The organism is Pseudomonas sp. BNK-44-b, from assembly GCF_047456245.1.
In the GTDB taxonomy this organism is placed as follows: domain Bacteria; phylum Pseudomonadota; class Gammaproteobacteria; order Pseudomonadales; family Pseudomonadaceae; genus Aquipseudomonas; species Aquipseudomonas machongensis.
Genome location: NZ_CP179908.1, coordinates 889,389 through 910,382, shown reverse-complemented (window position 1 = coordinate 910,382; position 20,994 = coordinate 889,389). Strand labels below are relative to the sequence as shown.

The window sequence follows — 20,994 nt, the reverse complement described above, 5'->3', positions numbered from 1 at the left end:
GTTGGCGCGAGGCCCTCGTTGACTAAAGGGTATTCGTCGATGAAGTGGCTGAACGCTTTGGTCCGCCGGGCCTATCCGTTAAGATAGTGCGCTTTTTCATCGCGGGAGTTCAGGCAGTATGGCGCAGCAGTATCAACCGGGGCAACGCTGGATCAGCGACAGCGAAGCCGAGCTCGGCCTGGGAACCATCCTGGCGCAGGATGGCCGCCTGCTGACCGTGCTCTATCCGGCCACTGGCGATACCCGCCAGTACTCGCTACGCAACGCGCCGCTGACCCGCGTGCGCTTCTCGCCGGGTGACCAGATCACTCACTTCGATGGCTGGAAGCTGACCGTGCGCGAGGTCGAGGATGTCGATGGCCTGCTGGTCTACCATGGCCTGGACGGGCAGAACCAGGCGCGTACCCTGCCTGAGACGCAACTGTCGAACTTCATCCAGTTCCGCCTGGCCAGCGACCGTCTGTTCGCCGGACAGATCGACCCGCTGTCGTGGTTCTCGCTGCGCTACAACACCCTGCAGCACAGCAGCAAGCAGATGCTCTCCTCGCTCTGGGGCCTGGGCGGCTGCCGCGCCCAGCCGATCGCCCACCAGTTGCACATTGCCCGTGAAGTCGCCGACCGTATCGCCCCGCGGGTATTGCTGGCCGACGAAGTAGGCTTGGGCAAGACCATCGAGGCGGGCCTGGTCATCCACCGCCAATTGCTGACGGGCCGTGCCAGTCGCGTGCTGATCCTGGTTCCGGAAAACCTTCAGCACCAGTGGCTGGTGGAAATGCGCCGGCGCTTCAACCTGCAGGTGGCATTGTTCGACGCCGAGCGTTTCATCGAGAGCGATGCCAGCAACCCGTTCGAAGATGCCCAACTGGCGCTGGTGGCGCTGGAGTGGCTGGTCGACGATGAAAAGGCCCAGGACGCCCTGTTCGCCGCCGGCTGGGACCTGATGGTGGTCGACGAAGCCCACCACCTGGTATGGCACGAAGAGCAGGCCAGTGCCGAATACGCGCTGGTCGAGCAGTTGGCCCAGGTCATTGCTGGCGTGCTGCTGCTCACTGCAACTCCCGAACAGCTTGGCCAGGACAGTCATTTCGCCCGCCTGCGCCTGCTGGACCCCAACCGTTTCCACGACCTGGCCGCCTTCCGCGCCGAGAGCGAGCACTATCGCCCAGTAGCCGAAGCCGTCCAGGAGTTGCTCGACGAAGGCCGCCTGTCGCCCAAGGCCCACGCCACCATTCACAGTTTTCTTGGCGCCGAAGGCGAGGCCCTGCTGGCCGCAGTCAGCGATGGCGACAGCCAGGCCAGCGCACGCCTGATTCGCGAATTGCTCGACCGCCATGGCACCGGCCGCGTGCTGTTCCGCAACACCCGCGCCGCGATCCAGGGCTTCCCCGAGCGTCAACTGCACCCCTACCCGCTCGCCAACCCCGAACCTTACAGCGCGCTGCCCGCCGGTGAGCGTGCCGAGCTGTACCCGGAAGTGGCCTTCCAGGCCCAGGGCGAAGGCAGCGACGACGAACGCTGGTGGCGCTTCGACCCACGGGTCGATTGGCTGATCGACACCCTGAAGATGCTCAAGCGCACCAAGGTTCTGGTGATCTGCGCCCACGCCGAGACCGCCATGGACCTGGAAGACGCCCTGCGTGTGCGCTCCGGCATCCCCGCGACGGTATTCCATGAAGGCATGAGCATCCTCGAGCGTGACCGCGCCGCCGCGTACTTTGCCGACGAAGAATTTGGCGCGCAGGTGCTGATCTGCTCGGAAATCGGCAGTGAAGGCCGCAACTTCCAGTTCGCCCACCACCTGGTGATGTTCGACCTGCCAGGCGCACCCGGACCTGCTCGAGCAACGCATCGGTCGCCTCGACCGGATCGGTCAGAAACACACCATCCAGCTGCACATCCCGTACCTGCAGGACAGCCCGCAAGAGCGCCTGTTCCAGTGGTACCACGAAGGCCTGAATGCCTTCCTCAACACCTGCCCGACCGGCAGCGCCCTGCAGCACCAGTTCGGCACGCGCCTGCTGGCGCAACTGGTCGGCGGCGACAATGCCGCCTGGAGCGCCTTGGTCGCTGAAGCCCGCGGCGAGCGCGAGCGCCTGGAGGCCGAGCTGCACAGCGGCCGCGACCGCCTGCTGGAGCTCAACTCCGGCGGCGCTGGCGAAGGCGAGGCACTGGTCGAGGCGATTCTCGAGCAAGATGACCAGTTCGCCCTGCCTATCTATATGGAAACCCTGTTCGACGCCTTTGGCATCGACAGCGAAGACCATTCGGAAAACGCGCTGGTGCTCAAACCCAGCGAGAAGATGCTCGACGCGAGCTTCCCGCTGGGCGACGACGAAGGCGTGACCATCACCTACGACCGTGGCCAGGCCCTGTCGCGCGAGGACATGCAGTTCCTGACCTGGGAACACCCGATGGTGCAGGGCGGCATGGACCTGGTGCTGTCCGGCTCGATGGGCAACACCGCCGTGGCGCTGATCAAGAACAAGGCGCTCAAGCCTGGCACCGTGCTGCTCGAATTGCTCTATGTCAGCGAGGTGGTGGCACCGCGTAGCCTGCAACTGGGTCGCTACCTGCCCTCGGCCGCCTTGCGCTGCCTGCTCGATACCAATGGCAACGACCTGGCGCCGCGGGTTGCCTTCGAAACCCTCAACGACCAGCTCGAAAGCGTACCCAAGGCCAGCGCCAACAAGTTCATCCAGGCCCAGCGCGATGTCTTGGCCAAGCGCATCGCCGCTGGCGAGGCGAAGGTACTGCCGGTGCATGACGAGCGTGTCGCCGAGGCGCAGCGTCGCCTGGCCGCTGAAGCCGACGAGGAGCTGGCTCGCCTGACGGCGCTCAAGGCAGTCAACCCGAGCGTGCGTGACAGCGAGATCGATGCCCTGCGCAAGCAGCGCGAACAGGGCCTGGCGATGCTCGAAAAGGCCGCGCTGCGCCTGGAAGCGATTCGCGTGCTGGTGGCCGGCTGACAAAACGGCGAGCCCGCTCCCGCAGCGTCGTACATGCAGGAGCGGGCTTGCCCGCGAAGCACGCGCCGCCTCATCTGTTTTTATAACCTTCCGCTATTGACCTCATGTCCAAATGGTAGAGATCAAACTGCCATTAATCAGGAAGGCCTAGCGCCCCTTTCCTATACTCCGGTTTCAACGGTCTCCACCACGCTGTTTGGGGACGAGTGCAAACTCGACGAAGAGACAGGCAATGGAGTGGCTGGGACTTCAATTGTTCGCCGAGCTTCCGGCGAGCGGACAAATCATCCTCGACTGCCGTCATAACCCTTTCCTGGTCATGCTCGCCTACCTGGTGGCCTGCGCTGCATGCTTCGCCACCCTGGACATGGCCGAGCGGCAAAGTCACAGCGAGGCGCTCAACGCCCGCCGCCAATGGCGGATCCTCGGTGCCTGCTGCCTGGCCAGCGGTATCTGGGCCATGCACTTCATCAGCCTGCTGGCGTTCCAGGCGCCACTTGAAGTGCATTACGACATGCCGCTGACCGCCCTCTCGCTGATCATCGCCCTGCTCGCCGCGTGGCTGGCGATGAACAGCCTCGATCGCACTGTGATGCAGTGGCGTCATTACCTGCAGGCTGCGCTGGCGATCGGCCTCGGCATCATCGTGATGCATTACGTCGGCATGGCCGCCCTGCAGACCAGCGCCCTGCAGTACTACCAGACCCCACTGGTGCTCGCTTCGCTGGGCATCGCCGTAGTCACCAGCCTGGCGGCACTGCTGATGGCCCGGCACTTTCGCAGTGGCAGCGGCACCCTGCATCGGGTGATGAAGTACGGCGCCAGCCTGATGATGGCGGCGGGCATCGTCCTCACCCACTTCACGGGCATGGCGGCACTGTCGCTGGTCATTCCAGACAACATGCCGCTGCAACTGCCCTCGGCCAACAACAGCCTGCAGTTGGGGCTGACCATCGCGTTCATCACCCTGCTGATCAGTGGCAGCAGCATCAGCGCTGCACTGGCCGACAAGAAACTGCAAAGCAAGGAACATGACCTGCGGCGGGTCAATGTGCTGCTCAGCCAGCTCGACCAGGCCCGTGCCTCGCTGCAACAGGCCGCCCACTACGATGCCTTGACCAACCTGATCAATCGCCGCGGCTTCAACCAGGTCTTTGCCGAACGCCTGGCCGAGCAGACTGCAAGCGAAGGCATGCTGGCCGTGATGTTCCTCGACATCGACCATTTCAAGCGCATCAACGACAGCCTCGGGCATGCTGCTGGCGACGAACTGCTCAAGGTGATCGCCGGACACATCAAGGCGGCGACCCGCTCCCAGGACGTGGTGGCGCGCTTTGGCGGCGATGAGTTCTGCATCGTCACCAGCCTGCACAACCGCGACGAAGCCCGTCACCTGGCGCAACGCATCATGCAGCGCATGAAGGAGCCCATCAATCTCGGTGGGCGACGCATGGTCATGACCACCAGTATCGGTATCAGCATCTTTCCCGACGATGGACGCAGCGCCGAGGAGCTGCTGAAGAATGCCGACCTGGCGCTGTACCAGTCCAAGGGTGGCGGGCGCAACAACCTGAATTTCTTCAACAGCAGCCTGAAGACCCGCGCCACGCTCGAATTGCAACTGGAAGAGGAACTGCGCGTGGCACTGCTCGAAGAGCGCGGATTGTGCGTGCATTACCAGCCGATCTTCGACCTGCACAGCGCACGGGTCGCCAAGCTGGAAGCCCTGGTACGCTGGCAGCACCCGCAGCATGGCCTGCTCGGCCCCGACCGCTTCATCGGTATTGCCGAAGCCAATGGCCTGATCGCCGAACTCGATCTCTGGGTACTGCGCCGCGCCTGCGAAGACGTGGCTGAGCTCAACCGCCTGGGCTACGGACACCTCAAGGTCACGGTCAATTGCTCCGCCGTGACACTGGGGCGCGAGGAACTGGCCAGCGAAGTGGAGATGGCCTTGTTCCAGGCCGGTGTGGCTGCTCGCCAACTGGAGCTGGAAGTCACCGAAAACGCCCTGATGGGCGATATCCACCGCACCATCAACCTGCTCAAACGCATCCGCGCCCAGGGCGTGGCCCTGTCGATCGACGACTTCGGCACCGGCTATTCATCGCTGGCCTACCTCAAGCGCCTTCCCCTGGACGTGCTGAAGATCGACCGCTCGTTCATCCAGGATGTGCCAGGCAGCCAGCAAGACCGAGAGATCGTCCAGGCCATCATCATCATGGCCCACACACTGCACCTGCAGGTCGTCACCGAGGGCGTGGAAACCGACGAGCAACGCGCATTTCTCGCCGACCAGGGCTGCGATTTCCTTCAAGGCTACCTGCTCAGCCGTCCGGTACCGTTGACCGACCTGCCGCCGGTGCTGGAGCGGCTCGACAATCTGGACAGCAACTTCATTCCCGAGCGCGGAACAGCTCTACCAGGGTCGCCGGATCGTTTTGCAGATGCCCCTGGCTGCCGTGCAGGCGCATCAGTTGCGCGGCGAGGCCACTGATGGGTGTTGCCGAACCTTGCTCGCGGGAAAACTTCACTGCAGTGTCGAGGTCCTTGAGCAAGGTGCGCACATGCCATTTGACCGGGGTGTAGCGACTTTGCGCCATCTGTGGCGCGAGGATCTGCAGCGGCCGGGAGTCGGCGAATCCGCCGCAAAGCGCTTCGGCGATCAGGCTGGCATCCACCCCTGAACGTTCGGCCAGGGCCACCACCTCGGCAATCACCAGGGCATTGCAGGCAACGATCATCTGGTTGCAGGCCTTGGTCACCTGGCCGGCACCAACCGCCCCCATGTGCGTCACGCGCTGGCCGAGGGTCAGCAACACCGGGCGCACGCGCGCCAGGTCCGCAGCGTCACCACCCACCATGATCGCCAGGGTACCCGCCTCGGCGCCTGGCGTACCGCCGGACACTGGCGCATCCAGCCAGGCCATGCCGCACAGGGCCGCAAGCTCCGCGGCCATGTCACGGGTAGCGGTTGGCTCTAGGCTGGAGAAATCCACCAGCAACTGGCCGCTGCGCCCGCCCTGGGCGATGCCTTGCTCGCCGAACACCACCTCACGGACCACGCCCGTGTCGGCCAGACACAGCAGCACGATGTCAGTGTCACGGCACAACGCCGCCGGGCTCTCGGCCAGGCGTGCGCCAGCGGCGACCAGCTCGGCACACTTCTGCGGGCTACGGTTCCACACGGTCATCGGGTAGCCGGCAGCCAGCAGGCGACGGCACATCGGCAGGCCCATCAGGCCGATCCCGGCGAATCCCAGGGAAGGCAATGCAGTACTCATGAACGACTCCAGGCAAGGATTAAAGAAGCGCGACCTTCGGACGATGCAGTGCAGATGCCAGCGCAAACCCCTAACGACCATAGGGTAAACCCCTATCGCATAGGCAAAAAGCGCACTGCTACAGTCGCCGGATTTACGTAATAGCCAGATGACATATCTTCCGACCGTCCACCACTCCAGGCAAATGGCGCACTATGACCTCCAATAATACTTCTGCCAATGCAGTGCCCGAGCCCTCCACCAGCAGCACCTCGTTGACCCTCGGTGGCGGCCAGGCCACCCGCAACGTCCCCGCGCAATACCTGTACTTCACCGAGAGCGATATCCAGCGCATCCTCGACAACCTCGACGGCCTGCGTGACCTGGTATTCCCGCAGGGCCTGCACGCGGAAGACGAAAGCCAATTGCGTCTGGACCAGCAGTTCCCCTCGGTATGCCTGATCGGCCTGGGGCGCTGTGGTTCGAACATTGCCTTGGACGTGGCGGAACTGGTGTACAACGCGCGCACCTTCTTCCTCAACGAGTTCAACAACGAAGACCGTAACAGGAACGAAGGCGGCTACAGCCCTGCACGCTGGATCCGACAGAACCTGCGCCTGGTACAGAACAAGGGCGCCAAACCGGTATTTCTGGTCGAGCCACTGGTGATGCTCGGCGATCTGGACAAGGACATCGCCGGGCGCATCCGCTTCTCGCGCAAGGGTGAGCGCGGCGGGTTCCTGCGCGACTACAGCAAGATGAAGATTATGGACCTGTCCGAGGTGCACGCCGGCGGCGCCGGCAATGCGCCGATCCTCGGCCAGTACCTGGCCAAGATCATCCTGAACAAGGATACCCAGCGCTTCTCGAGCGCCGACTGGAAACTGATCCACTCCTACCTGATCGATTCCTGCGGCATCAAGGCCAACCAATCGCGCCTGTACTTCTACATCTTCAGCGCCGGCGGCGGCACCGGCTCAGGGATGGCCTCGGAGTTCGGCCTGGCCCAGCAGTACTCGTACATGAACAAGACCTTCGACACCAAGCCGGCTGACGAGAACGACGGCAAGGGCGGGCATTCTTTCGTCTTCGAGCCGATCTTCACCAGCGGCATCTGTGTGCTGCCCAATGCCTCCGACCACCGCAGTGAAATGTCCGAGGCCTTGCACATCAATGCCGGACGCTTGTTGTGCAAATACTTGTCCGAAGAATGGGATTTCTCGTACAACTTCGATAACGAAGACAGCAGCGAAGCCAGCGTCATGGGGCGCATCCGCCCGTGGAACGCCATGATGCTGATCTCCAACGACATCATGCGCTACGCCGAAGAGAGCGATGACGGAACGATCCAGAACATCGACGTCAATGCCATGGAGAAGCACGCCAACCAGTACATCTCCCAGCAGATCTTCAACATCCTCACCGCTCAGGCGGTGACCACCGACTACGACCAGAACTACTTCCGCCGCGCCGGCATCGACATTGGCGAAACCATCCGTCTGGACGCCAACGACCTGTTCATGAGCCTCGCGGGCCCGGTAGCCATCGCCTATGCCGAATCGGTTGTGCCGGAGGCACCCGCGCAGGGCTCGGACAAGTTCAAGGTGTTCGAACGCGAATCGCCGCGCCTGGACATCGACGACCTGTTCTTGCGCTCCATCGACCTTCCCCATTTCAACAAACAGACCCAGGCCATCGAGGGCATCAGCCTGCTGCCCATCGAGTCGCGCCGCTATCGCGCGGCACTGGAGCAGTACCAGGCCTCGGGCTTCGACGCGGCGGCACTGCACGACCTGCATTTCTTCAAGAACTGCTCGTCGGTGGTATCGATCGTGTCGCTGCCCAAGGACTACAAGCTGTCGTACATGGACCTGAACCGGCTCAAGACCCACCTCAACAGCCTGTTCCCCAACACCACGCTCAAGCGCTACGCGTTGGTGATCGGCGCCTCGGCCAACCTGTCGCTGACCACCCTGATCGCCAAGAGCCCATGCCTGTCGGACGACTTCCTGACGCTGATCGTGGCCTTCATCAAGCGCTGCTTCGCGCGCACGCCCTACCGTTTCGACGACACGCTGGACAACGCGATCCTGGAATTCATCACCAGCGAGCATTTCGACGAAGACCGTATCGATGACCTGCTCAACGAGTTCGAGAACCCGGCGAAAATCCTCGATACCAACTGGTATGCGATCAAACCGATGTACGAGAAGAAGTACCGCGAGCTGATCAACGACAAGAGCCGCTTCGTCTCGATCAACGACATCCGCCTGTCGCGCGAATGCGTGAAGAAAGCGGTGAAGTACCTGCGCGAGATCTTCAGGCATCGGATCGGCAAGACCCGGGTGATTTCGCTCAACAGCCATACCGGGCGGGTGGATTACTGAGGGCCGGCATCTGACTCCTGTAGGAGTGGCGGTTCGCCGCTGCGACTTGCCCGCGAATGCGATAGTGACGGTACGGACGCATTCGCGGGCAAGCCCGCTCCTACAGAGGTATTACGCATCCCGTAAACTGTTACCGCACTGGCGAACGCCCCGGCGACCTGTTACTTACTTCCACCTTACGTCAGCGTCAACACGCACCAACAAGGTGCGATCAACTGCTTTTTCGCACTAAAAAAGCCCGCGATTATTCCGCTTTCTTCGCCTGGATCACGATGAACGGCGAAACCACCACCGCCCAGATCTCAGGATCACGGGTTTGCAGGTCTAGCGCCTGCTCTGCAGTGAGCGGTCCGACAACGCCATCATTGCGCCACTTGGCGAAGATTTCGCTGCGATTCTCGGCCATCGCCTCGGCAACGGCGATCAGGTCAAGGCTGGGGTCGACCCAAATCAGGTCACCCTTGGCCCAGAAACGCTCCAAGGCTTTCCACTCGATAATCGCGGTCTCGCCAAGCAATTTGGCATAGAGGGTGCTTGTGTGATCAGTCATGGGGGTTCCTGCCGACAGAATGGCCATTTGAAAAGGCCGGCATTTTTGCAGAAAAACCCGGTTTCAAATACGTAATTTGATCGACGGGCCCCGGTTGTGTGGGGTTGGGCCCGGGATAGAGGCAAAGTGATGGCGCTTTTCTGTATCTTTATGTCGATCATGCGACACCCCGGGAAACAGGCGCTTTTTGCCCGCTTTTCAAGCGCTCGGACAGCGCTCTACACTGTACCGGTACAGTTCCGGGACATGTTCCGGGGGAAGGTGGGCTTGCGACATGGCACGAGCGTGCCGCAAATCCCGCCCGGTCTGTAGCCCTGGCCGCCAGGACTATAAGAATTACAACAGAATGAGTGGAGCACTATGATCAAGATTTCCAAGCTGTTCGCCGCAATGGTCCTGGCCGGGGTAGCCAGCCATTCGTTTGCCGCCGATACCATCAAGATCGGCATCGCCGGTCCCAAGACCGGTCCGGTAACCCAGTACGGCGACATGCAGTTCATCGGCGCCAAACAGGCCATCAAAGACATCAACGCCAAGGGTGGCGTCGACGGCAAGATGCTCGAGGCCAAGGAATATGACGACGCGTGCGACCCGAAACAGGCCGTTGCAGTCGCCAACAAAGTGGTCAACGACGGCGTCAAGTTCGTCATCGGCCACCTGTGCTCCAGCTCCACCCAGCCTGCGTCCGACATCTACGAAGACGAAGGCGTGATCATGATCACCCCCGCCGCCACCTCCCCGGAAATCACCGCCCGTGGCTACAAGCTGATCTTCCGCACCATCGGTCTGGACAGCGCCCAGGGCCCGGCAGCCGGCAACTACATTGCCGACCACGTCAAGCCCAAGGTCGTTGCCGTCCTGCACGACAAGCAGCAGTACGGTGAAGGCATCGCCACCGCGGTCAAGCAGACCCTCGAGAAGAAAGGCACCAAGGTCGCCGTCTTCGAAGGCCTGAACGCCGGTGACAAGGACTTCTCCTCGATCATCCAGAAGCTCAAGCAGAACAACGTCGACTTCGTCTACTACGGTGGCTACCACCCAGAGCTGGGCCTGATCCTGCGCCAGGCGCAAGAGAAGGGCCTGAAAGCCAAGTTCATGGGTCCGGAAGGTGTCGGCAACGACTCCATCTCGCAGATCGCCCAGGGCGCTTCGGAAGGCCTGCTGGTCACCCTGCCGAAGTCGTTCGACGCTGACCCTGAGAACAAGGCCATCGTCGACGCCATCAAGGCTGACGGCAAGGATCCTAGCGGTCCGTTCGTGTTCCCGGCCTACTCCGCTGTCGAGCTGATCGCCAAGGGTATCGAAGCCGCCAAGTCCGAAGACACCGACAAGGTGGCAGCCGCCATCCACGCCGGCAAGTTCAAGACCCCGACCGGCGAGCTGTCCTACGACGAGAAAGGCGACCTGAAAGACTTCAAGTTCGTGGTCTACGAATGGCACTTCGGCAAGCCGAAGACCGAAGTCTCCCCTCAGTAACTGCGTGACTAATAGCTGACCGAGAAGCCCACTGTGCGAGCAGTGGGCTTTGTTTTACGAGGTTCATGGACCTGATTCCCGCGATCCGGGAGCCGGTTCACCTGAAAATCTTAAAACCGTCACCCGCGGTTTCCTGGCTGTGCCCACTGACTTGGCGAAGACCACGAAACGGGCCGGGCCCATCGCCCGCCAGCGAAATGCAAATCAGGTTTTTAGGAGCGCTGTAATGCCTGAGATCTACCATTTCTTCCAACAACTGGTTAATGGATTGACCATCGGCAGCACCTATGCCTTGATCGCCATCGGTTACACGATGGTGTACGGCATCATCGGGATGATCAACTTCGCCCATGGCGAGGTGTACATGATCGGATCCTATGTGGCCTTCATCGCCCTCGCGGGCCTGGCCATGATGGGTATCCACTCGCTGCCGATCCTCATGACCGTGGCCTTCGTCGCCACCATCTGCGTGACCAGTGCCTACGGCTACAGCATCGAACGGGTCGCCTACCGGCCGCTGCGTAACAGCAACCGCCTGATCCCGCTGATTTCCGCCATCGGCATGTCGATCTTCCTGCAGAACACTGTGCTCCTGTCGCAGGATTCCAAGGACAAATCCATCCCCAACCTGATTCCGGGCGCCTTCTCGTTCGGCCCGGGCGGTGCGGAGGAAGTGCTGGTGTCCTACATGCAGGTCCTGGTATTCGTCGTCACGCTGGTGGCCATGACCTGCCTGACCCTGTTCATCTCCCGTTCCCGTCTGGGCCGCGCCTGCCGCGCCTGCGCCGAGGACATCAAGATGGCCAACCTGCTGGGCATCAACACCAACAACATCATTGCCCTGACCTTCGTCATCGGCGCCGCCCTGGCAGCCGTGGCGGCCGTGCTGCTGAGCATGCAGTACGGGGTAATCAACCCCAACGCCGGCTTCCTGGTAGGCCTTAAAGCCTTCACCGCAGCGGTTCTGGGCGGCATCGGCAGCATCCCGGGCGCCATGCTCGGCGGGCTGGTGCTGGGTGTGGCCGAAGCCTTCGGCGCCGACATCTTCGGCGACCAGTACAAGGATGTGGTGGCGTTTGGCTTGTTGGTTCTCGTCTTGCTGTTCCGGCCGACCGGCATCCTGGGCCGTCCGGAGGTTGAAAAAGTATGAACAGAAATCTCAAACAGGCGTTCTTCAGCGCCTTGCTGGTCTGGGCCGTCGCCTTCCCGGTGCTGGGCCTGAAGCTGAGCATCGATGGCATCAGCCTGATCGTGCACAGCCAGGGCAGCTTCACCATCAGCATCATTGCCGTGTGTTCGATACTGATGTTCCTGCGTGTGCTGTTCGACAAGCAGTGGAGCTCCGTGATGGGCGGGCGTTCCGATCGCAAACTGATCCCGCCTTCGGTAAGCAACTTCCTGACCCTGCCCAAGACCCAGCGCTGGATCATCCTGGGCCTGATCGTGGCCGCCCTGATCTGGCCGTTCTTCGGCTCGCGCGGCGCGGTCGACATCGCCACCCTGATCCTGATCTACGTGTTGCTGGGCCTGGGCCTGAACATCGTGGTCGGCCTGGCCGGCCTGCTCGACCTGGGTTACGTCGGTTTCTACGCCGTCGGCGCCTACAGCTACGCCATGCTCTCGCACTACCTGGGCTGGAGCTTCTGGGTCTGCCTGCCGATCGCGGGCCTCATGGCCGCAACCTTCGGCTTCCTGCTCGGCTTCCCGGTACTGCGTCTGCGCGGCGACTACCTGGCGATCGTCACGCTCGGCTTCGGCGAAATCATTCGCCTGTTCCTGCGTAACCTCACCGACTGGACCGGCGGCCCCAACGGCATCAGCAACATCCCCAAACCCGAGTTCTTCGGGCTCACCTTCGAACGCCGCGCGGCAGAGGGCATGCAGACCTTCCACGAGTTCTTCGGGCTGGAATACAACTCGATCAACAAGGTCATCTTCCTCTATCTGGTCGCCCTGCTGCTGGCATTGCTCGCGCTGTTCGTGATCAACCGCCTGCTGCGCATGCCGATCGGGCGTGCCTGGGAAGCGCTGCGCGAAGACGAGATCGCCTGCCGCGCGCTGGGCCTGAACCCTACCGTGATCAAGCTCTCGGCCTTCACCCTGGGCGCCTGCTTCGCAGGTTTCGCCGGCAGCTTCTTCGCCGCGCGCCAGGGCCTGGTGACGCCGGAGTCGTTCACCTTCATCGAGTCGGCGATCATCCTCGCCATCGTCGTGCTTGGCGGCATGGGCTCTCAGTTGGGCGTGATTCTCGCGGCCATCGTGATGATCCTGCTGCCTGAGCTGATGCGTGAGTTCAGCGAATACCGGATGCTGATGTTCGGTGCGCTGATGGTGTTGATGATGATCTGGCGTCCGCAAGGCCTGCTGCCTATGCAACGTCCACACATGGAGCTGCGTCGATGAGCCGCGAAATTCTGCAAGTCAGCGGCCTGAGCATGCGCTTCGGCGGCTTGTTGGCGGTCAACGGCGTGGGCCTGACCGTCAAGGAAAAACAGGTGGTAGCCCTGATCGGCCCGAACGGTGCCGGCAAGACCACGGTGTTCAACTGCCTGACCGGCTTCTACAAGCCAAGTGGCGGCACCATCCTGCTCGACGGCCAGCCGATCCAGGGCCTCGCCGGCCACCAGATCGCCCGCAAGGGCGTGGTGCGGACCTTCCAGAACGTACGCCTGTTCAAGGAAATGACCGCGCTGGAAAACCTGCTGATTGCCCAGCACCGCCACCTGAACACCAACTTCTTCGCCGGCCTGTTCAAGACCCCGGCGTTCCGCCGCAGCGAGAAGGAAGCCATGGAGCGGGCCCAGTACTGGCTGGAGAAGGTCAACCTGACCGAGTTCGCCAACCGTACCGCCGGCACCCTCGCCTACGGCCAGCAGCGCCGCCTGGAAATCGCCCGCTGCATGATGACCCAGCCACGGATCATTATGCTCGACGAACCGGCAGCAGGCCTGAACCCCAAGGAAACCGAAGACCTCAAGGCCCTCATCGGCTACCTGCGCGAATCCCACAACGTGACCGTGCTGTTGATCGAGCACGACATGAAACTGGTGATGAGCATTTCCGACCACATCGTGGTGATCAACCAGGGCACGCCCCTGGCCGATGGCACGCCGGAGGAAATCCGCGGCAACCCTGATGTGATCAAGGCCTACCTGGGGGAAGCGTAAATGCTGAAGTTCGAGAACGTTTCCACTTTCTACGGCAAGATCCAGGCGCTGCACAGCGTCAACGTGGAAATCAACCAGGGCGAGATCGTCACGCTGATCGGCGCCAACGGCGCCGGCAAGTCGACCCTGCTGATGACCCTGTGCGGCTCGCCGCAGGCACACAGCGGCAGCATCAAGTACCTGGGCGAAGAGCTGGTCGGCCAGCCCTCCTCGCACATCATGCGCAAGAGCATCGCGGTGGTGCCGGAAGGCCGCCGCGTGTTCGCCCGCCTGACCGTCGAGGAAAACCTGGCCATGGGCGGTTTCTTCACCGACAAGGGCGATTACCAGGAGCAGATGGACAAGGTCCTGCAACTGTTCCCGCGCCTGAAGGAGCGCTTCACCCAGCGCGGCGGCACCATGTCCGGCGGCGAGCAGCAGATGCTGGCCATCGGCCGGGCGCTGATGAGCAAACCCAAGCTGCTGCTGCTCGACGAGCCGTCGCTGGGCCTGGCGCCGATCATCATCCAGCAGATCTTCGACATCATCGAACAGCTGCGCCGTGATGGCGTGACGGTGTTCCTGGTAGAGCAGAACGCCAACCAGGCGCTGAAGATCGCCGACCGCGCCTATGTGCTGGAGAACGGCAAGGTGGTGATGCAAGGGACTGGTGAGGCATTGCTGACCGATCCGAAGGTGCGTGACGCGTACCTGGGTGGTTGAATGATCAAAGGGCCTGCGGGCCCTTTTTTCATGATCCCGCGAAATACGACACTGGGTGATGACCCTTGTGAAGCCAACGCTCGCTGGGTAACGTGACTCCCCTCGATACCCGCGACCCCGGAGTCCGCACGATGCGTCTCACCCCTCCCCTGCTGCTCGCCGCCCTGCTGCCCCTGTTCGCCGGCTGCCAGATGCTCGCCGAACAACCAAGCGACCCGAACGTCGGCACTACCCGCATGCAAGGCGAACTCAGTGCAGCCAATGGCCAGTTGCTGTTCAAGCCCTGCAGCGAGGCACGTCGCTTCGTGGTCAAGGATGCCGCTGGAACCGGCATCCTGCAGGAAGCCGCCAACCTCGCCAGTGGCCCCAAGACCACGCTGTTCGCCGATATCCGCGGGCGCCTGGCCGGCAGTCGCGAGGCCAACAGTGACGGCCAGCTGGACGTTACCCGGCTGTACCGAGTCGAAGCCTCCGCCAGTGCCTGCGAAGACCCCAACTTCAAGCAACTGACCCTGCGTGCTGGCGGGCACGCACCCGACTGGGACATCAAGGCCAGCGGCAAGGGCATGGTGATCAACCGTGAAGGCAAGGATCCGCTGCCGCTGCCCTTCCTCGAAGAGCAGATGCCCGGCGGCGGCCTGAGCCTGTCCAGCGAAGCCAACGGCCAGCGCGTCGAGCTGTGGGTCGCGCCGCAGCGTTGTGTCGAGCCTGGCACCGGTGCCGTGCGTCACCTGCGCGCCGAACTGCGCATCGATGGCCAGGCCCTGCAAGGCTGTGCCTACTACGGCGGTGCGCGCGACAACTGATCATCGGGTACTTTTATCCTGCCAGTCGGGGCGGCGAACAGCTTATACTTGGCGGTTTGAGTAAAGCCGCCGGCCGCCCATGGCCGGGATACTGGACCCTGCCATGCTACGAATCACCGAACTGAAGCTGCCCCTGGACCATCCCGACGAAGCCTTGCGCGAGGCTATCGTCCAGCGCCTGGGGATCCGCGACGAGCAACTGCTCGGCTTCAACCTGTTCAAGCGCAGCTACGACGCACGCAAGAAGAACAGCGAACTGCTGTTCATCTACACAATCGACCTTGAAGCCAGCAACGAAGCCGAGCTTCTGCACAGGTTCGCCGATGATCGCAATATCAGCGTGGCGCCGGACGTCAGCTACAAGTTCGTCGGGCATGCCCCGGCCGATCTTCAGCAACGTCCGATCGTGGTCGGCTTCGGCCCGTGCGGCATCTTTGCAGGCCTGCTGCTGGCGCAGATGGGCTTCAAGCCGATCGTGCTCGAGCGCGGCAAGGAAGTACGCCAGCGCACCAAGGATACCTGGGGCCTGTGGCGCAAGAGCGTGCTCAACCCCGAATCCAACGTGCAGTTCGGCGAAGGCGGCGCCGGCACCTTCTCCGACGGCAAGCTGTACAGCCAGATCAAGGACCCGCAGCACCATGGCCGCAAGGTGCTCGAAGAATTCGTCAAGGCAGGCGCACCGGAGGAAATCCTCTACATCAACAAGCCGCACATCGGCACCTTCCGCCTGACCAGCATGGTCGAGAAGATGCGTGAGGAGATCATTGCCCTGGGCGGTGAAATCCGCTTCCAGGAGAAGGTCACCGACCTGCTGGTCGATGGCCAACAGCTCACCGGCGTCGTTCTGGAAAGCGGCGAACAGCTGCATTCGCGCCATGTGGTGCTGGCCCTGGGGCACAGTGCCCGCGACACCTTCCGTATGCTCCACGCCAGGGGCGTGTTCATGGAGGCCAAGCCCTTCTCGGTGGGCTTCCGTATCGAGCATCCGCAATCGCTGATCGACAAGGCGCGCCTGGGCAAGTACGCCGGGCACCCCAAACTCGGCGCCGCCGACTACAAACTGGTCTACCACGCCAAGAACGGCCGCTCGGTCTACAGCTTCTGCATGTGCCCGGGCGGTACCGTGGTCGCCGCCACCAGCGAGCCGGGGCGGGTAGTCACCAACGGCATGAGCCAGTATTCGCGCAATGAGCGCAATGCCAACTCGGGCATCGTCGTGGGCATCGACCCTGAGCGTGACTACCCGGGCGGCCCGCTGGCCGGCATCGAGTTGCAGGAACGCCTGGAAGCCCATGCCTATGTCATGGGCGGCAGCAACTACCAGGCGCCGGCGCAACTGGTCGGTGATTTCGTCGCAGGTCGTGCGTCCACGGCGCTGGGCAGCGTCGAACCTTCCTACAAACCAGGCGTCACCCTCGGTGACCTGGCCCCCAGCCTGCCCGACTTCGCCATCGAGGCGATTCGCGAAGCGCTACCGGCCTTCGATCGCCAGATCAAGGGCTACAACCTGCACGATGCAGTGCTGACCGGCATCGAGACACGTACCTCGTCGCCGTTGCGCATTACCCGTGGCGAGGACTACCAGAGCCTGAACCTCAAGGGGCTGTTCCCGGCCGGTGAAGGGGCAGGCTATGCCGGCGGCATCCTGTCTGCGGGCGTCGATGGCATTCGGATCGCCGAAGCGGTCGCGCGCGACATGCTGGGAATCGAGGCCTGACGCCCCGAGCCAGGGCAGTTGCACGGGCTATTGCCGAGTACTGCGGTTCTTGCGGTACTCGGCCACATAGCCCAGCTTGCGGCTCGCAGTCTTGTCCAGTTCCTTGCGGTCAACGCTGTGATAACCACCCAGTTGGCGCGCAGTGAAGCCGCTGTCGCCAACAACTTCGTCTGGGGCCAGCGTCACCATCAACCTGGCGGCTGCGCCAACCGCCTGCCGATAACCGCTGCGCTCATCAAGATCGAAAGCTGCCAGCGGCAACGTTTCCCGCAGCCAGTTGCCCCAGTAGAACTCGAGAAACTCAGGCGCCACGCCACCTGAGCGCGGTTTGTCGTAGCCAACCTTGCGGGCGAAGTACACCAGGGACCGATACGGGTCATCGGCCATATCACTCAAGCCAACATGGGCGGGTAACTGGTCAGGTTTGATCGGCTTGCCGTCAGCGTCGCGCAGCCAGGTCTTGCGGGCCTGCTGCATGCGCTGCCAGAACTGCGCAAGGTCGGTGCTGTCGCTGAAATCGTCGGTAACTCTCACCCAGACCTTCAAGCCACGACCGGCCCACTCGGCGAGGCTGGTGAAACCATGGTGACCATCTGTGAGATAAAGGCGCCCGTCCGGGCCGACGACGACCGTCTTCATGTCGGCCTTGCGAGTACCTATGGGAGCCTCACAGGCAAAGCTGTCGGGATTGCTCAACTCGGCGCCTTTGCCCACCGCGCGAGCCTCGCCCTGCCCGTTGACTTCACAATAGTCATCGAAGGCCCTTTTCGGCTCGGCGGCATAACGACCCAGCTTGTAATAGATCTGATCGAATCCGATGACAGCCTGGGTTGGGTGCAATTGCTCGATGCTGACCTCCAGCAACTGTCCGATGCGGGCAGGCTCGCCATCGGCTCGGACTTGGGCACAGAGCAGAAACAGCGCTAAAACGGTAGTGCAGAAGCGGATCATGGTATTCCTCGCGGTCAGGCAAGCCCCGGAGCACCGGGGCTGCTACATGTCTGGTGCAGGGCTCAGAAAACATACTGCAGGCGCATCGCCACGGCGTCGCCAGAGTCATCACCGGCCTGGTTGCTGATGCCATCGACGTTTGTTTTCACATAATTGGCCGAAACCTTGACCTGATCATTTACATACCAGTTGACGCCCAAGGTGTGCAGCTTCGCCCGGTTATCCAGGTAACCGCGCTCTTCGACTCGCGCGGCATCGAAGCGGTAGAAGACCTCCCAGGCCCCCAGTTGCTTGTCGGACGGCTTGACCTTGTCGAACTTGCCACCGTTGAGTTTGTAACCCCGAGGCTCGCCAGTGAGGGTGTAGGCCAACTGGCCGTAGTACCCCTCAGCTTTTCGATCATTGCGCCTGGTATCCGATACTGCATCGAGATCCCGGCGCAGGTACTCGGCCTGCACCGACAAAGCCCCCTGCGCCCAGGCGGCTTCCAGGCCCCAGACCGCATCACCGTCGTAGGCTCCGGCAACGCCGGGAGCAAGGTCCACGCGGTTACCGTTGACGGCGTCTTCGGAAGTTGCGCGCGCCCCAAGGCGTGAACGGATACGGCCGTTGCTGGCAACGTTGTCGATATCACTCATGGCGTAATTGACACCAAAGTGCAGCACATTGCCAGGCTCGGCCCAAGGAGCGACGACGGCGCGGAGGTTATAGGTGTTGGTGTTCTTGCCGTTCTTGTCTTCCTGCCCCTTGGGGCGATTGACACTGGCGACGCCATAGAACAGATCGGTGCTGGCGCTCAATTGCACGCCCATGCCGTCTGCATGGTCGGCTACCCACGGGGCCAGATCGCCGAGCAGGCTACGCTCCATGGCGGTTGTCCATTTGGAACTGGTAGCTTGCTCCAGCCCGAAGTCGGGATCAAAACGCCCCACCTTGATCGTCACCGGCTCCAGCGCCAGGTAGCTGACAGAGGCTTCCTTCCATGACGTCGCACCGTCGTCGGCGAAATCGATGGAGAACTCATAGGACCAATCACCATAGGCCTTGCCATTGAGCTCCAACCTGGCACGACGCAGGAAAGCCTCGTTCGCGCGCTTGCCGTTCTTGCTATAGAGACCGTCGAACTCACTGTAGTCAGCCTGCAACAGGCCACCTATCTGGAAAGCGAATTGCTTGTCGGTCGTGGCAACTTCAAGCCCCCCCTTGGTCTTGATGACGATATCAGCCCCATCGGTCGTGACGGTACCGGCTGCTGCCTGGGTGCTGATCATCAATCCCAGAACGCCCGCAGCACATCCGAAACGACAGCTTGCCAGGCGGTGAATAGCGTTCATGCAACTTCTCCCAATGTAATGGTTTTCTACCGCCGGACCACAGCCGATCGGTGGCAGCAGAGCCTGTTGGGAGCGCATTACAATTAGGTTTCCTGGAAATAATTAGCTAATAAAATCAAACAATTAATGGGATTTTTTGAAATTTCACCAGCCATATTCTTAAGAGGCAGACACCCAATTCTGTAGAGAGCGGGTGAACGATCCGAGCAGGATGTAGGCCAATGCGCATTCCCCAAGTCCCCCTCCGTGACGCTTGTTTGGAAGAAAAGCGTTCCAGCGCAGATTTCAACGGTGAAACGGCTCGGCAGTCGGCTGAATATTCGTAGAATCCAGAGGGATACCTCCGCCCAGGAGTCAGATAGCCAAAGCGCAATTATTTATAACAAAAAAGAATATAGTTTTTGTTTTAAAGAATATCGCCGCACGTTAGGGTGTACGCCCGTTCCGTTCAAATACGTACTGGAGACGCTCGCCCGTGCGCAGCCTTATCAATCGTTTCCTGCAGCTGGAGTCTGCCAGCGGCCTGCTGCTCATCATCGCGGCGGTCATTGCCCTGATCGTCAACAACTCACCCCTGTCGCACCTGTACATGGGCTTTCTCGACGTTCCTGTCGCGGTGCAGATCGGTGCCCTGCAGATCGCCAAACCGCTGCTGTTGTGGATCAACGATGGCCTGATGGCGCTGTTCTTCCTGCTGATCGGCCTGGAGGTCAAGCGCGAGGTACTCGAAGGCCAGTTGTCCAAGCCCTCGCAGATCATTCTTCCTGCCACTGCGGCGGTCGGCGGCATGCTGGTACCGGCGCTGATCTACTGGTTCATCAACCGTGACAACCCCGCCACACTGGCAGGCTGGGCCATCCCTACCGCGACCGACATCGCGTTCGCCCTTGGCGTGCTGGCGCTGCTCGGCAAGCGTGTGCCGGTATCGCTCAAACTGTTCCTGATGACCCTGGCGATCATCGACGACCTCGGCGCGATCATCATCATCGCCCTGTTCTATTCCGGCGAGCTTTCGAACATGGCATTGATGCTTGCCGGAGCTTGTCTGCTGGCACTGTTGGGCATGAACCGCCTCGGGGTGAAGAAGCTTGCACCCTACCTGATCGTCGGGCTGGTGCTTTGGGTCTGCGTGCTGAAGAGCGGCGTCCATGCCACCCTCGCCGGCGTGGCGCTGGCAATGTTCATTCCCCTGGGCACTGGCGACAAGAAAAATGCCTCTCCACTGCTCACCCTGGAGCACGCGCTACACCCCTGGGTGGCCTACGCGATCCTGCCGCTGTTCGCGTTCGCCAATGCTGGAGTATCGCTGACCAATGCCAGCGCGGAGAGCTTCACGCATTCGGTGCCCATGGGCATCGCCATCGGATTGCTGCTGGGTAAGACGGTTGGTGTGTTCGGCCTGACCTGGATGGCCATCAAGCTGCGCCTGGCCGCCCTGCCCGCGGGCGCCAACTGGGGCCAGGTGTTTGGCGTCGCGATTCTGTGCGGTATCGGTTTCACCATGAGCCTGTTCGTTGGCTCCCTGGCCTTCCCATCCGGGGTCAGCGAGTATGCCGGGGAGGACCGCATGGGTATCCTCACCGGCTCGCTCTTCGCGGCGTTGATCGGCTATGCCGTGACTGCGGCGGCCAGCCGCAAGCGACAAGTATCGGTTGCAACCAGCTGATAGCATCAG

At 61.9% G+C, this 20,994-nt stretch carries 14 protein-coding genes and 1 pseudogene; 11 read left to right on the top strand and 4 right to left on the bottom strand.

Features of this window, described 5'->3' with window-relative positions:
• Window positions 1–118: 118 nt before the first annotated feature.
• Together rapA and ACMGGG_RS04370 are read left to right on the top strand one after the other, a co-directional pair.
• Window positions 119–2,966: pseudogene (gene rapA / locus ACMGGG_RS04375) on the top strand (RNA polymerase-associated protein RapA).
• A 232-nt stretch (window positions 2,967–3,198) separates the two neighbouring features.
• Window positions 3,199–5,463 carry a putative bifunctional diguanylate cyclase/phosphodiesterase gene (locus tag ACMGGG_RS04370; protein WP_414154934.1) on the top strand — a complete coding sequence of 755 codons (2,265 nt, stop codon included), beginning with the start codon at window positions 3,199–3,201 and terminating at the stop codon, window positions 5,461–5,463.
• On the opposite strand, the gene ACMGGG_RS04365 is transcribed toward ACMGGG_RS04370, so the two are convergent.
• Window positions 5,363–6,250 carry an NAD(P)-dependent oxidoreductase gene (locus ACMGGG_RS04365; protein WP_414154933.1) on the bottom strand — a complete coding sequence of 296 codons (888 nt, stop codon included), beginning with the start codon at window positions 6,248–6,250 and terminating at the stop codon, window positions 5,363–5,365. The two genes, ACMGGG_RS04370 and ACMGGG_RS04365, sit on opposite strands and share 101 nt — an antisense overlap.
• Window positions 6,251–6,444: 194 nt before the next feature.
• Between ACMGGG_RS04365 and ACMGGG_RS04360 the strand changes: the two genes are divergently transcribed.
• Window positions 6,445–8,616: a hypothetical protein gene (locus ACMGGG_RS04360; protein WP_063543502.1), complete on the top strand. Its 2,172-nt coding sequence runs from the start codon at window positions 6,445–6,447 to the stop codon at window positions 8,614–8,616.
• 244 nt (window positions 8,617–8,860) lie between these two features.
• Here the strand turns inward: ACMGGG_RS04360 and ACMGGG_RS04355 are convergent, their stop codons facing one another.
• Window positions 8,861–9,166, bottom strand: a complete 306-nt coding sequence (locus ACMGGG_RS04355; protein WP_063543500.1) for a DUF2288 domain-containing protein — start codon at window positions 9,164–9,166, stop codon at window positions 8,861–8,863.
• Between the two features lie 360 nt (window positions 9,167–9,526).
• On the opposite strand from ACMGGG_RS04355, the gene ACMGGG_RS04350 reads away from it, so the two are divergent.
• The 7 genes from ACMGGG_RS04350 to ACMGGG_RS04320 all read left to right on the top strand — a co-directional run bounded on the left by ACMGGG_RS04350 (window position 9,527) and on the right by ACMGGG_RS04320 (window position 17,034).
• Complete coding sequence (locus ACMGGG_RS04350; protein ID WP_054891749.1) at window positions 9,527–10,642, top strand: branched-chain amino acid ABC transporter substrate-binding protein; 1,116 nt, start codon at window positions 9,527–9,529, stop codon at window positions 10,640–10,642.
• A 226-nt stretch (window positions 10,643–10,868) separates the two neighbouring features.
• Window positions 10,869–11,792 (top strand): high-affinity branched-chain amino acid ABC transporter permease LivH, encoded by a 924-nt coding sequence (gene livH, locus ACMGGG_RS04345; RefSeq protein ID WP_054891750.1) that lies wholly within the window; start codon window positions 10,869–10,871, stop codon window positions 11,790–11,792.
• Window positions 11,789–13,045 carry a high-affinity branched-chain amino acid ABC transporter permease LivM gene (locus tag ACMGGG_RS04340; protein ID WP_054891751.1) on the top strand — a complete coding sequence of 419 codons (1,257 nt, stop codon included), beginning with the start codon at window positions 11,789–11,791 and terminating at the stop codon, window positions 13,043–13,045. Before livH ends, ACMGGG_RS04340 begins: the two co-directional genes overlap by 4 nt.
• Window positions 13,042–13,809: a high-affinity branched-chain amino acid ABC transporter ATP-binding protein LivG gene (gene livG, locus ACMGGG_RS04335; protein WP_054891752.1), complete on the top strand. Its 768-nt coding sequence runs from the start codon at window positions 13,042–13,044 to the stop codon at window positions 13,807–13,809. The genes ACMGGG_RS04340 and livG overlap by 4 nt, the downstream gene beginning before the upstream one ends.
• Window positions 13,810–14,511 (top strand): ABC transporter ATP-binding protein, encoded by a 702-nt coding sequence (locus ACMGGG_RS04330; protein WP_054891753.1) that lies wholly within the window; start codon window positions 13,810–13,812, stop codon window positions 14,509–14,511.
• Between the two features lie 131 nt (window positions 14,512–14,642).
• Window positions 14,643–15,317 carry a COG3650 family protein gene (locus ACMGGG_RS04325; protein ID WP_054891754.1) on the top strand — a complete coding sequence of 225 codons (675 nt, stop codon included), beginning with the start codon at window positions 14,643–14,645 and terminating at the stop codon, window positions 15,315–15,317.
• A 103-nt stretch (window positions 15,318–15,420) separates the two neighbouring features.
• Window positions 15,421–17,034 carry an NAD(P)/FAD-dependent oxidoreductase gene (locus tag ACMGGG_RS04320; RefSeq protein ID WP_414154932.1) on the top strand — a complete coding sequence of 538 codons (1,614 nt, stop codon included), beginning with the start codon at window positions 15,421–15,423 and terminating at the stop codon, window positions 17,032–17,034.
• Window positions 17,035–17,061: 27 nt separating this feature from the next.
• Here ACMGGG_RS04320 and ACMGGG_RS04315 read toward each other — a convergent pair whose 3' ends face one another.
• Complete coding sequence (locus ACMGGG_RS04315; RefSeq protein ID WP_414154931.1) at window positions 17,062–17,985, bottom strand: ParB/Srx family N-terminal domain-containing protein; 924 nt, start codon at window positions 17,983–17,985, stop codon at window positions 17,062–17,064.
• A gap of 62 nt (window positions 17,986–18,047) precedes the next feature.
• Window positions 18,048–19,319 (bottom strand): OprO/OprP family phosphate-selective porin, encoded by a 1,272-nt coding sequence (locus tag ACMGGG_RS04310; RefSeq protein ID WP_414154930.1) that lies wholly within the window; start codon window positions 19,317–19,319, stop codon window positions 18,048–18,050.
• Window positions 19,320–19,794: 475 nt separating this feature from the next.
• On the opposite strand from ACMGGG_RS04310, the gene nhaA reads away from it, so the two are divergent.
• Window positions 19,795–20,985 (top strand): Na+/H+ antiporter NhaA, encoded by a 1,191-nt coding sequence (gene nhaA, locus ACMGGG_RS04305; protein WP_063543485.1) that lies wholly within the window; start codon window positions 19,795–19,797, stop codon window positions 20,983–20,985.
• Window positions 20,986–20,994 lie beyond the last annotated feature (9 nt).